At 65.6% G+C, this 11,203-nt stretch carries 12 protein-coding genes; 6 read left to right on the plus strand and 6 right to left on the minus strand.

The window, feature by feature from the left end; translation table 11 throughout:
- The first annotated feature begins 32 nt into the window (after nt 1–32).
- Entirely contained in the window at nt 33–584 is a 552-nt protein-coding gene (locus tag ACODSK_RS01525; protein WP_489013307.1) for a DNA-3-methyladenine glycosylase I, read from the plus strand.
- A gap of 39 nt (nt 585–623) precedes the next feature.
- Nucleotides 624–1,511 carry a lysophospholipid acyltransferase gene (locus ACODSK_RS01530; RefSeq protein WP_489013308.1) on the plus strand — a complete coding sequence of 296 codons (888 nt, stop codon included), beginning with the start codon at nt 624–626 and terminating at the stop codon, nt 1,509–1,511.
- Nucleotides 1,512–1,598: 87 nt separating this feature from the next.
- Here ACODSK_RS01530 and ACODSK_RS01535 read toward each other — a convergent pair whose 3' ends face one another.
- The 5 genes from ACODSK_RS01535 to def are packed head-to-tail and all read right to left on the minus strand — an operon-like array spanning nt 1,599 to nt 6,127.
- Nucleotides 1,599–1,913 (minus strand): tetratricopeptide repeat protein, encoded by a 315-nt coding sequence (locus ACODSK_RS01535; RefSeq protein WP_489013309.1) that lies wholly within the window; start codon nt 1,911–1,913, stop codon nt 1,599–1,601.
- Nucleotides 1,914–1,924: 11 nt separating this feature from the next.
- Nucleotides 1,925–3,298 carry a Trk system potassium transporter TrkA gene (gene trkA, locus ACODSK_RS01540; protein ID WP_489013310.1) on the minus strand — a complete coding sequence of 458 codons (1,374 nt, stop codon included), beginning with the start codon at nt 3,296–3,298 and terminating at the stop codon, nt 1,925–1,927.
- Nucleotides 3,299–3,319: 21 nt separating this feature from the next.
- Nucleotides 3,320–4,633 carry a 16S rRNA (cytosine(967)-C(5))-methyltransferase RsmB gene (gene rsmB, locus ACODSK_RS01545; protein WP_489013311.1) on the minus strand — a complete coding sequence of 438 codons (1,314 nt, stop codon included), beginning with the start codon at nt 4,631–4,633 and terminating at the stop codon, nt 3,320–3,322.
- Entirely contained in the window at nt 4,630–5,562 is a 933-nt protein-coding gene (fmt, locus tag ACODSK_RS01550) for a methionyl-tRNA formyltransferase (RefSeq protein ID WP_489013312.1), read from the minus strand. Before fmt ends, rsmB begins: the two co-directional genes overlap by 4 nt.
- Nucleotides 5,563–5,620: 58 nt before the next feature.
- Nucleotides 5,621–6,127, minus strand: coding sequence for a peptide deformylase (def, locus tag ACODSK_RS01555; RefSeq protein ID WP_489013314.1), 507 nt, complete (start codon nt 6,125–6,127; stop codon nt 5,621–5,623).
- A 197-nt stretch (nt 6,128–6,324) separates the two neighbouring features.
- Between def and dprA the strand changes: the two genes are divergently transcribed.
- Together dprA and tsaC are read left to right on the plus strand one after the other, a co-directional pair.
- Nucleotides 6,325–7,422, plus strand: a complete 1,098-nt coding sequence (dprA, locus tag ACODSK_RS01560; protein WP_489013315.1) for a DNA-processing protein DprA — start codon at nt 6,325–6,327, stop codon at nt 7,420–7,422.
- Nucleotides 7,423–7,459: 37 nt separating this feature from the next.
- Nucleotides 7,460–8,017: an L-threonylcarbamoyladenylate synthase type 1 TsaC gene (tsaC, locus tag ACODSK_RS01565; RefSeq protein WP_489013317.1), complete on the plus strand. Its 558-nt coding sequence runs from the start codon at nt 7,460–7,462 to the stop codon at nt 8,015–8,017.
- A gap of 117 nt (nt 8,018–8,134) precedes the next feature.
- On the opposite strand, the gene ACODSK_RS01570 is transcribed toward tsaC, so the two are convergent.
- Nucleotides 8,135–9,112, minus strand: a complete 978-nt coding sequence (locus tag ACODSK_RS01570; protein ID WP_489013318.1) for an NADPH:quinone reductase — start codon at nt 9,110–9,112, stop codon at nt 8,135–8,137.
- Between the two features lie 156 nt (nt 9,113–9,268).
- On the opposite strand from ACODSK_RS01570, the gene hemF reads away from it, so the two are divergent.
- Both hemF and aroE read left to right on the plus strand, forming a co-directional pair.
- Nucleotides 9,269–10,195 carry an oxygen-dependent coproporphyrinogen oxidase gene (hemF, locus tag ACODSK_RS01575; RefSeq protein ID WP_489013319.1) on the plus strand — a complete coding sequence of 309 codons (927 nt, stop codon included), beginning with the start codon at nt 9,269–9,271 and terminating at the stop codon, nt 10,193–10,195.
- A 57-nt stretch (nt 10,196–10,252) separates the two neighbouring features.
- Entirely contained in the window at nt 10,253–11,077 is an 825-nt protein-coding gene (gene aroE, locus ACODSK_RS01580) for a shikimate dehydrogenase (RefSeq protein ID WP_489013320.1), read from the plus strand.
- Nucleotides 11,078–11,203: the final 126 nt, after the last annotated feature.

Here is an 11,203-nt window from a genome sequence, read left to right on the forward strand (position 1 = left end):
CGATTCGCCCCGGCCTCTACCCATGGTGCTTTATGCCACGTTGCTTTTGGTGTACCGACGATCCGCTGTACCAGGCTTATCACGACCACGAGTGGGGCACGCCGCAACGCGACCCGGGGCAGCTATTCGAGATGCTTTTGCTCGAAGGGTTCCAGGCCGGACTTTCGTGGATCACGGTGTTGAAGAAACGCCAGCGTTATCGCGAGGTGCTGTTCGGCTTCGATCCGCAACGGCTGGCCGAGATGAGCGACGAGGAAATCGAAGAGCGCATGCTCGACCCCGGCATCATCCGCAACCGCCTCAAGCTCAACGCCGCGCGGCGCAATGCGCGGGCCTGGCTGGCGCTGGAAGACCCGGCGGCGCTGCTCTGGTCCTTCGTCGGCGGCGCGCCGAAGATCAATCATTTCGCGGGCCGAGGTGACGTGCCAGCGGTCACCGACGAAGCCAAGGCGATGAGCAAGGCCCTGCAGAAAGCCGGCTTCACCTTCGTCGGCCCGACCATCTGCTACGCCTTCATGCAGGCCACCGGCATGGTCATGGACCACACCACCGATTGCGATCGATACGCCGCCCTGCTGCGCTGACGGTTACAATGCCCGGCTTGTGAATGGAGGAACCTGCCTGTGGATAAATTCAAGGGCGCCTTGATGGTCGGGGCGCTGCGACTGTTTGCCAAGCTCCCCTGGGGCGCGGTGCAGCGTGTTGGCGCGGCCATCGGCTGGATCATGTGGAAAGTCCCGAACAGCTCCCGCGAAGTGGTGCGCATCAACCTGGCCAAGTGCTTCCCGGAGATGGACCCGGTCGAACGCGAGAAGCTGGTGGGGCGCACGCTGATGGATATCGGCAAGTCCTTCACCGAAAGCGCCTGCGCCTGGATCTGGCCGGCGCAGCGCTCGATCGACCTGGTGCGCGAAGTCGAGGGCCTGGAAGTGCTGCAGGAAGCCCTGGCCTCGGGCAAGGGTGTGGTCGGCATCACCAGCCATCTGGGCAACTGGGAAGTGCTCAACCACTTCTATTGCAGCCAGTGCAAACCGATCATTTTCTACCGCCCGCCGAAGCTCAAGGCGGTGGACGACCTGCTGCGCGAGCAGCGTGTGCAACTGGGCAACCGCGTTGCGCCGTCGACCAAGGAAGGCATCCTCAGCATCATCAAGGAAGTGCGCAAGGGTGGTCAGGTGGGCATTCCGGCGGATCCGGAGCCGGCGGAATCGGCGGGGATCTTCGTGCCGTTCCTGGGCACGAAAGCGCTGACCAGCAAGTTCGTGCCGAACATGCTGGCGGGCGGCAAGGCGGTGGGGGTGTTCCTGCATGCCCTGCGCCTGCCGGATGGCAGTGGCTTCAAGGTGATCCTCGAAGCGGCGCCGGAAGCGATGTACAGCACCGACACTGAAACCTCGGCAGCGGCCATGAGCCAGGTTGTGGAAAAGTATGTGCGGGCCTATCCGAGCCAGTACATGTGGAGCATGAAGCGCTTCAAGAAGCGCCCGGCTGGCGAAGCTCGCTGGTACTAAGGGCCTCATCGCTGGCAAGCCAGCTCCCACAGGTATTGCGTGCGACGCGGACCTTGTGGGAGCTGGCTTGCCAGCGATGAATTCAACTCAGTTACCGGCCTTGTCCAGCTTCTTCAGAAACACCGCCATCTCCTTCTCGGCCTGTTTGTCTCCATGGGCCTGAGCCGCCGCGATCCCCCGCTCCCAGGCCTCCCGCGCCGCCGAGTTATCCCCAGCCGCCACCCAGGCCTTGCCCAGCAGCTTCCACGCCGCCGAATACTTCGGATCCAGCTCCACGCACCGCGCCAGATGCACCGCCGCCTCTGCGCCATTGCCTTCATCCAGCCACGACTTGCCCAGGCCAAAGCGCAGCAACGGGTTATCCACACCCTTGGCCAGCATCTTTTCCAGCGATTCGCGCATGGTGTCGCTCCTTAGAAGAACGTCAGGCCGACGTGGAACAGCTTCTCCACATCGCGGATGTACTTTTTATCCACAACGAACAGGATCACGTGGTCGCCACTGCGGATCACCGTGTCGTCGTGGGCGATCAGCACTTTCTCGTCGCGGATGATCGCGCCAATGGTGGTGCCCGGCGGCACGTTGATGTCTTCGATGGCCTTGTCCACCACCTTGCTCGACTTGGCATCGCCCCGGGCGATCACCTCGATGGCTTCCGCCGCACCCCGGCGCAGCGAGTGCACGCTGACGATATCGCCACGGCGCACGTGGGCCAGCAGGGTGCCGATGGTGGCCAGCTGCGGACTGATGGCGATATCGATCTCGCCGCCTTGCACCAGGTCGACGTAGGCCGGGTTGTTGATGATGGTCATCACCTTGCGCGCGCCCAGGCGCTTGGCCAGCAGCGACGACATGATGTTGGCTTCGTCGTCGTTGGTCAGGGCCAGGAAGATGTCGGCGTCGGCGATGTTCTCTTCCAGCAACAGGTCGCGGTCCGAGGCGCTGCCCTGCAAGACCACGGTGCTGTCGAGGTTGTCCGAGAGGTAACGGCAGCGCGCCGCGTTCATCTCGATGATCTTCACCTGGTAACGGCTTTCGATGGCCTCGGCCAGGCGCTCGCCGATCTGCCCGCCACCGGCGATCACCACGCGCTTGTTGGTTTCGTCGAGGCGGCGCAGCTCGCCCATCACCGCGCGGATGTCTTCCTTGGCGGCGATGAAGAACACTTCGTCGTCGGCCTCGATCACCGTATCGCCCTGCGGCAGGATCGGCCGGTCACGGCGGAAGATCGCCGCCACGCGGGTATCGACGTTGGGCATGTGCGCGCGGATCTGGCGCAGTTGCTGGCCCACCAGCGGGCCGCCGTAGTAGGCCTTGACCGCCACCAGTTGCGCCTTGCCCTCGGCGAAGTCGATCACCTGCAGGGCGCCGGGCTGTTCGATCAGGCGCTTGATGTAGTGGGTCACCACCTGTTCCGGGCTGATCAGCACGTCCACCGGGATGGCTTCGTTGTCGAACAGGCCGGCGCGGGTCAGGTAGGCCGACTCGCGCACCCGGGCGATCTTGGTCGGGGTGTGGAACAGGGTGTAGGCCACCTGGCAGGCGACCATGTTGGTCTCGTCGCTGTTGGTCACCGCCACCAGCATGTCGGCATCGTCAGCGCCGGCCTGGCGCAGGATGGTCGGGAACGAGCCCCGGCCCTGGACGGTGCGGATATCCAGGCGATCGCCAAGATCGCGCAGGCGGTCGCCATCGGTGTCGACCACGGTGATGTCGTTGGCTTCGCTGGCCAGGTGTTCGGCCAGCGTGCCGCCGACCTGCCCCGCGCCGAGGATGATGATCTTCATCCGCTGTCCCCTTCCCTATTCTTATTGACCGCGTGCGGCGGCGATCTTGATCAGCTTGGCGTAGTAGAAACCATCATGCCCGCCCTCCTGGGCGAGCAACTGGCGACCGTGGGGCTGGCGGATGCCGGCGTCGGTGGCCAGGTCCAGCTCGCGGGCGCCGGGGGTGCGGGCAAGGAACGCCGCGATCACCTCGGTGTTTTCCGTGGGCAGGGTCGAGCAGGTGGCGTAGAGCAGCATGCCGCCGACTTCGAGGGTCGGCCACAGGGCGTCGAGCAGTTCGCCCTGGAGGCTGGCGAGGGCGGCGATATCGTCGGCCTGGCGGGTCAGCTTGATGTCCGGATGACGGCGGATCACCCCGGTGGCCGAGCACGGCGCGTCGAGGAGGATGCGCTGGAAGCCCTTGCCGTCCCACCAACTGGCGGTGTCGCGGGCGTCGCAGGCGATCAACTGGGCGTCGAGGCCGAGGCGGTCGAGGTTCTCGCGCACGCGGGTCAGGCGCTTGGCTTCCAGGTCGATGGCGACCACGCCGGCCAGTTTCGGCTCGGCTTCGAGCAGGTGGCAGGTCTTGCCGCCGGGGGCGCAGCAGGCGTCCAGCACCCGTTGGCCGGGAGCCAGTTCGAGCAGGTCGGCGGCCAGTTGCGCGGCTTCGTCCTGCACGCTGATCCAGCCTTCGGCGAAGCCGGGCAGATCACGCACGTCCTTGGCTTCGGCGAGGAGGATGCCGTCGCGGCTGTACTGGCACGGCGCGGCTTCGATGCCGGCCTGGCGCAGCAGATCGAGGTAGGCGTCGCGGCTGTGATGGCGGCGGTTGACCCGCAGGATCATTGGCGGATGGGCATTGTTGGCCGCGCAGATGGCTTCCCACTGCTCCGGCCAGAAGGCCTTCAGCGACTTCTGCAACCAGCGCGGGTGGGCGGTGCGCACCACGGGGTCGCGCTCCATTTCCGCCAGCAGCTCGTTGCCCTCGCGCTGGGCGCGGCGCAACACGGCGTTGAGCAGGCCCTTGGCCCACGGCTTCTTCAGCTTGTCGGCGCAGCCCACGGTCTCGCCGATGGCGGCGTGCTCGGGCACGCGGGTGTAGAACAGTTGATACAGACCCACCAGCATCAACGCATTCACATCGGCATCGGCACTTTTGAACGGCTTTTGCAGCAGGCGCTCGGCCAGGGCCGACAGGCGCGGCTGCCAACGTGCGGTACCGAAGGCGAGGTCCTGGGTCAGGCCGCGGTCGCGGGCCTCGACCTTGTCCAGTTGCGCCGGCAGGGAACTGTTCAGCGAAGCCTTGCCGCTGAGCACGGCAGCAAGGGCGCGGGCGGCAGCCAGACGCGGGTTCATTGGCCGAGCACCGTGCCGCTGGCGAATTTCTCGCGGCGGCTGTTGAACAGGTCGCTGAAGTTCAGCGCCTTGCCGCCGGGCAGTTGCAGGCGGGTCAGGCACAGCGCGCCGTCACCACAGGCGACGATCAGGCCGTCCTTGCTGGCGGAGAGGATTTCACCTGGCGCGCCCTTGCCTTCGGCGGTCTTGGCGGCAAGCACTTTTAACGCTTCGCCACTGAGGGTGCTGTGGCAGATCGGCCACGGGTTGAAGGCGCGTACCAGGCGTTCCAGCTCATCGGCCGGGCGGCTCCAGTCCAGGCGCGCTTCGTCCTTGTTCAGCTTGTGTGCATAAGTGGCCAGGGCATCATCCTGCACTTCGCCTTGCAGGGTGCCGGCGTCGAGGCCGGCAATGGCCTCGAGTACAGCGGGCGGGCCGAGTTCGGCGAGACGGTCATGCAGGCTGCCGCCGGTGTCATCGGCGCTGATCGGGGTGCTGACCTTGAGCAGCATCGGCCCGGTGTCGAGGCCGGCTTCCATGCGCATCACGGTCACGCCGCTTTCTGCATCGCCGGCTTCTACCGCGCGCTGGATCGGCGCGGCACCACGCCAGCGTGGCAGCAGCGAGGCGTGGCTGTTGATGCAGCCGTGTTTGGGAATATCCAGCACCACTTGCGGCAGGATCAGGCCGTAGGCCACCACCACCATCAGGTCCGGCGCCAGCGCCGCCAGTTCGGCCTGGGCCTCGGCGTTGCGCAGGGTCGGCGGTTGCAGCACCGGGATGCCGTTATCCACAGCCAATTGCTTGACCGGGCTCGGCATCAGCTTCTGCCCGCGACCGGCCGGGCGGTCCGGCTGGGTGTAGACGGCGATGATTTCGTGCTGGCTGGCCAGCAGGGCCTTGAGGTGTTCGGCGGCAAACTCGGGGGTGCCCGCGAAGACGATGCGCATGCAGTGCTCGCTTAAAAGAAAAAGGCTTGCCGGAGCAAGCCTTCAGGAGTGAGGAGGATCAAGCTTGCTGGCGGTGCTGCTTTTCCAGCTTCTTCTTGATGCGGTCGCGTTTGAGCGTGGACAGGTAATCGACGAACAGCTTGCCGTTGAGGTGGTCGCACTCGTGCTGGATGCACACGGCCAGCAGGCCTTCGGCGATCAGCTCGTAGGGCTTGCCGTCGCGGTCCAGGGCCTTGACCCGGACTTGCAGCGGACGGTCGACGTTCTCGTAGAAGCCCGGCACCGACAGGCAGCCTTCCTGATACTGGCCCATGTCGTTGGTCAGTTCTTCCAGCTCGGGGTTGATGAACACCCGCGGCTCGCTGCGATCTTCGCTGAGGTCCATGACCACCACGCGCTTGTGCACGTTGACCTGGGTGGCGGCGAGGCCGATGCCCGGGGCGTCGTACATGGTTTCAAACATGTCATCCACCAACTGGCGGATGGCGTCGTCCACTTCCGTCACCGGTTTGGCGATGGTGCGAAGGCGCGGGTCCGGGAATTCGAGGATGTTCAGAATGGCCATAGGCGTATGAGCTGCACTGTGCGTTGGGTGACAAACATGAACGCACATAATAAAGGGATTCGGCGCATTCGGCACCTGTGAAAAGGTCGGCTAGGGTTGGAAAACCGGCTTTCGACGAGAGTTGTCAAAGTATTATCAACAGAGTTATCCACAGGTTTTGAAATGTGGATGGCCGCCACAAGATCAAGGATGGTCTTATGTCTTGCGCTGAATTTCCCACCTGTCCGCCCGCCGAACTGGAAGCGCGTCTGCGCTTGCAACGCTTGCCCGAGGTCGGCTCGCGACGCTTCTGCAAATTGATCGAGGCCTTTGGCAGTGCCTCGTCGGCGCTCAGTGCCCCGGCCTCGGCCTGGCTGGCGCTGGGTCTGCCGCAGGCGGCCCACGAGTCCCGGCGCAGCGCCGCAGTGCGCGACGGTGCTGCCGCTGCAATGCGCTGGCTAGAGCATCCCGGCCAGCATTTGCTGATGTGGGACGACCCCGCCTACCCAGCGCTGCTTGCAGAAATCCCCGACCCACCGCCCCTGCTGTTCGTCGCCGGCAACCCCGCGCTTGTGGATAAACCGCAACTGGCGATCATCGGTAGCCGCCGTGCCACGCCGCCTGCCTTGAGTACCGCCGCCGGGTTTTCCCGGAGCCTGGCCAAGGCCGGGTTTGTCATCACCAGCGGCCTGGCCCTGGGCATCGATGGCGCCGCACATCAAGCGGCAATCGAGGTCGGCGGGGCGACCATCGGCGTGCTCGGCACCGGTCTGGAAAAACTTTATCCACAGCGGCACCGCAGCCTGGCACGTCAAATGCTGCAACAAGGCAGTGCCCTGGTTTCCGAGTTTCCCCTCGATGCTGGCCCGTTGCCTGGCAACTTTCCCCGCCGCAATCGCATCATCAGTGGTTTGTCCCTGGGGGTGCTGGTGGTCGAGGCCAGTCTTGCCAGCGGCTCGCTGATCACCGCGCGCCTGGCGGCGGAGCAAGGGCGCGAGGTCTTCGCCATTCCCGGCTCGATCCACCATCCCGGAGCCAAGGGCTGTCACCAGTTGATCCGCGATGGCGCCCTGCTGGTGGAAAGCATCGAACAGATCCTCGAAAGCCTGCGCGGCTGGCAGAACCTGTCGCCCGCGCCTGTGGATAAACCGGCGCATCCATTGCTCGCCTTGCTGATCGCTGCGCCGCAGACCAGCGAGGCCCTGGCCCTGTCCAGCGGTCAACCGCTGGCCAAGGTACTGGCGGCGCTCACCGACCTGGAGCTGGACGGCCGGGTGTGCAATGAAGCCGGGCGTTGGTTTGCCCGCTCCGGCTAAGTAAACTGCGCACCAGCCTACAAGCGGAGTGACACAAATGGTGAACAGTTGGCGTGCGCAACAAGCCGCGCGGGAAATCCGGGCCGGAGCGGTCATCGCCTATCCGACCGAAGCGGTCTGGGGCCTGGGCTGTGACCCATGGAACGAAGAAGCGGTGGACCGCCTGCTGGCGCTGAAATCGCGCTCGGTGAACAAGGGCCTGATCCTGATTGCCGACAATATCCGCCAGTTCGACTTTCTCTTCGAAGACTTCCCGGACGTCTGGATCGACCGCATGAGCAGCACCTGGCCCGGGCCGAACACCTGGCTGGTGCCGCACCAGGGACTGCTGCCGGAGTGGATCACCGGGGTGCATGACACCGTGGCGCTGCGGGTCAGCGATCACCCGCTGGTGCGCGACCTGTGCTCGCTGGTCGGGCCGCTGGTATCGACTTCCGCCAACCCGGCCGGGCGCCCGGCGGCGAAGAGCCGGCTGCGGGTGGAGCAGTATTTCCATGGCCAGCTGGATCTGGTGCTGGGTGGGGCGCTGGGTGGGCGCAGGAATCCGAGTGTGATTCGCGACCTGGCCACTGGGGATGTGGTTCGGGCAGGCTGATCTTCGTTGGGGCTGATGGCCCTATCGCTGGCAAGCCAGCTCCCACAGGTACTGCATACACCGGCCCTGGGGGAGCTGGCTTGCCAGCGATGAGGCCATCAGCCCCACCGCAAAAAATCAGGGAATCAACACAGTCGACCCCACCGTCCGCCGCGCCGACAGCTCGATCTGCGCCGCAGCCGCCTCAGCCAGCGGATAACGCTGCTGGATATCCACCTTGACCTTGCCACTGGCGATCATCGCAAACAGCTCGTCGGCCATCTTCTGAGTGTTTTCCGCGTTATTGGCATAACTCGCCAGGGTCGGCCGGGTCACGTACAGCGAACCCTTCTGCGCCAGGATCCCCAGGTTGACCCCGGTCACCGCCCCCGAGGCATTACCAAAACTCACCATCAGCCCGCGCGGCGCCAGGCAGTCCAGCGAGGTCAGCCAGGTGTCCTGACCCACGCCGTCATACACCACCTTGCACTTCTTGCCGTCGGTCAGTTCCAGCACGCGCTGGGCCACGTCTTCATGGCTGTAGTCGATGGTCGCCCAGGCACCCAGGGCCTTGGCCCGCTCGGCCTTTTCCGCCGAACTCACGGTACCGATCAATTTGGCACCGATGGCCTTGGCCCACTGGCAGGCCAGCGAGCCCACACCACCCGCCGCCGCATGGAACAGGATGATCTCGCCCGGCTGCACGTCGTAGGTCTGGCGCAGCAGGTACTGCACGGTCAGGCCCTTGAGCATCACCGCCGCAGCGTCTTCGAAGCTGACCGCCTGCGGCAGCGCCACCAGGTTATCCGCCGGCAAGGTATGCACCTGGCTATAGGCACCCAGCGGGCCGCCGGCATAGGCCACGCGGTCGCCCGCCTTGAAGCGGCTGACGCCCTCGCCCACCGCCTCGACCACCCCGGCACCTTCGGTACCCAGGCCGGATGGCAGCGACGGCGGCGAATACAGGCCACCGCGGAAATAGGTATCGATGAAGTTCACACCGATTGCGTGGTTGCGTACGCGAACCTGGCCGGGCGCCGGGGTGGTCGGTTCGAACTCGACCAAGGTCAGCACCTCGGGGCCGCCATGCTGGCTGAACTGGATACGCTGGGCCATTTGCACTCTCCTGAGACATCGGGGGAAAGCGGCTATCGGACGCCTTTTGCTTGATCGCCGTCAACTACGGAGGGCACATGCACGGTGGTATGCTGTGCGCCGAATTTTGCGCCGGTCCGCCTGGGTCGGCCCCCCTACCCGCTGCAAGGTGACCCGATGACTAGCCGCACCGAGGCCGTGAAGGCCTACCTGCTCGACCTGCAAGACCGGATTTGCGCCGCCCTGGAAAACGAGGACGGCGGCGCCCGTTTCGTCGAGGACGCCTGGACCCGCGAAGCCGGCGGCGGCGGGCGGACCCGGGTGATCGGCGACGGCACGGTCATCGAGAAAGGCGGCGTCAACTTCTCCCACGTGTTCGGCAACGGCCTGCCCCCGTCGGCCAGTGCTCACCGCCCGGAACTGGCCGGCCGCGGCTTCGAAGCCCTCGGCGTGTCGCTGGTGATCCACCCGCACAACCCGCATGTGCCGACCTCCCACGCCAACGTGCGCTTCTTCATCGCCGAGAAGGAAGGCGAGGAAGCGGTGTGGTGGTTCGGCGGCGGCTTCGACCTGACCCCGTACTACGGCAATGAAGAAGACTGCATCCACTGGCACCGGGTCGCCGAGCAGGCCTGCGCGCCGTTCGGTGCTGACGTCTACCCGCGCTATAAGGCCTGGTGCGACCGCTACTTCCACCTCAAGCATCGCGGTGAGCCGCGCGGTATCGGCGGCCTGTTCTTCGACGACCTGAACGAGTGGGACTTCGACACCTGCTTCGCCTTCATCCGCGCCATCGGCGACGCCTACATCGACGCCTACCTGCCGATCGTCCAGCGCCGCAAGGCCGAGCCGTACACCGCCGAGCAGCGCGAATTCCAGGAATTCCGCCGTGGCCGCTATGTCGAGTTCAACCTGGTCTACGACCGCGGCACCCTGTTCGGCCTGCAATCGGGCGGTCGTACCGAATCCATCCTCATGTCCCTGCCGCCGCAGGTGCGCTGGGGCTATGACTGGAAGCCGCAACCGGGCAGTGCCGAGGCGCGCCTGACCGAGTACTTCCTGCAGGATCGCGACTGGCTGGGTCTGGACAACAGCGGGCACTGAGCCCATTGTGCACACCCCGTTTGCCCGGCCGCCGGGCGTGATCCAGGAAGCGCGTGTATGGACCAGTACGTTGTATTCGGCAACCCGATCGGCCACAGCAAGTCGCCGTTGATCCACCGGCTGTTCGCCGCCCAGACCGGCGAAGAACTGGAATACGACACCCTGCTGGCGCCCCTCGACGACTTCACGGCTTGCGCCCAGGGCTTCTTCAAGCAAGGCCTGGGGGCCAACGTCACCGTGCCGTTCAAGGAAGAAGCCTTCCGCATGGTCGACAGCCTCACCCCGCGCGCGCGCCGCGCTGGCGCGGTGAACACCCTGAGCAAGCTGGCCGACGGCAGCCTGCAGGGTGACAACACCGACGGCGCCGGCCTGGTTCACGACCTCACGGTCAATGCCGGGGTCGAACTGGCCGGCAAGCGCATCCTCCTGCTCGGTGCCGGCGGCGCGGTGCGCGGCGTGCTCGAGCCGCTGCTGGCGCATAACCCGGCCTCGCTGGTGATCGCCAACCGCACCGTGGAAAAGGCCGAGCAACTCGCCCGCGAATTCGCCGACCTCGGCCCCGTGGCTGCCAGCGGCTTCGGATGGTTGAAGGAGCCGGTGGACCTGATCATCAACGCCACCTCCGCCAGCCTCGCAGGCGAATTGCCGCCGATCGACCCGAGCCTGATCGTGCCGGGCCAGACCCTCTGCTACGACATGATGTACGGCAAGGAGCCGACGCCGTTCTGCGTGTGGGCCGCAGAGCATGGTGCGGGCAAGGTGCTGGATGGGCTGGGGATGCTCGCCGAGCAGGCGGCGGAGGCGTTCTTTATCTGGCGTGGGGTTCGCCCGGACACCGCGCCAGTGCTGGCGGAACTGCGGCGGCAGTTGGCGCGGGGGTGAGGCTGGCAAGGATTGTTGCCTGGCAGGAAACCTGGTCGTGGCTTCCAGGTGCATGGCGATAGTTCTTTAGTGCCCTCAAGATCGAGCGCCGCCCGCGCGGCGCATCGCCGGCAATCGGATCGCCGC

It is taken from the genome of Pseudomonas sp. FG98, assembly GCF_057808595.1.

Coding starts and splice junctions, on each gene's coding strand:
- trkA (WP_489013310.1), bottom strand. CDS start 3,298: ATGAAGATCATCATCCTCGGCGCGGGGCAGGTCGGCGGCACGCTGGCC.
- dprA (WP_489013315.1), top strand. CDS start 6,325: ATGTCTTGCGCTGAATTTCCCACCTGTCCGCCCGCCGAACTGGAAGCG.
- ACODSK_RS01570 (WP_489013318.1), bottom strand. CDS start 9,112: ATGGCCCAGCGTATCCAGTTCAGCCAGCATGGCGGCCCCGAGGTGCTG.
- def (WP_489013314.1), bottom strand. CDS start 6,127: ATGGCCATTCTGAACATCCTCGAATTCCCGGACCCGCGCCTTCGCACC.
- rsmB (WP_489013311.1), bottom strand. CDS start 4,633: ATGAACCCGCGTCTGGCTGCCGCCCGCGCCCTTGCTGCCGTGCTCAGC.
- aroE (WP_489013320.1), top strand. CDS start 10,253: ATGGACCAGTACGTTGTATTCGGCAACCCGATCGGCCACAGCAAGTCG.
- fmt (WP_489013312.1), bottom strand. CDS start 5,562: ATGCGCATCGTCTTCGCGGGCACCCCCGAGTTTGCCGCCGAACACCTC.
- ACODSK_RS01535 (WP_489013309.1), bottom strand. CDS start 1,913: ATGCGCGAATCGCTGGAAAAGATGCTGGCCAAGGGTGTGGATAACCCG.
- hemF (WP_489013319.1), top strand. CDS start 9,269: ATGACTAGCCGCACCGAGGCCGTGAAGGCCTACCTGCTCGACCTGCAA.
- ACODSK_RS01525 (WP_489013307.1), top strand. CDS start 33: ATGCCACGTTGCTTTTGGTGTACCGACGATCCGCTGTACCAGGCTTAT.
- tsaC (WP_489013317.1), top strand. CDS start 7,460: ATGGTGAACAGTTGGCGTGCGCAACAAGCCGCGCGGGAAATCCGGGCC.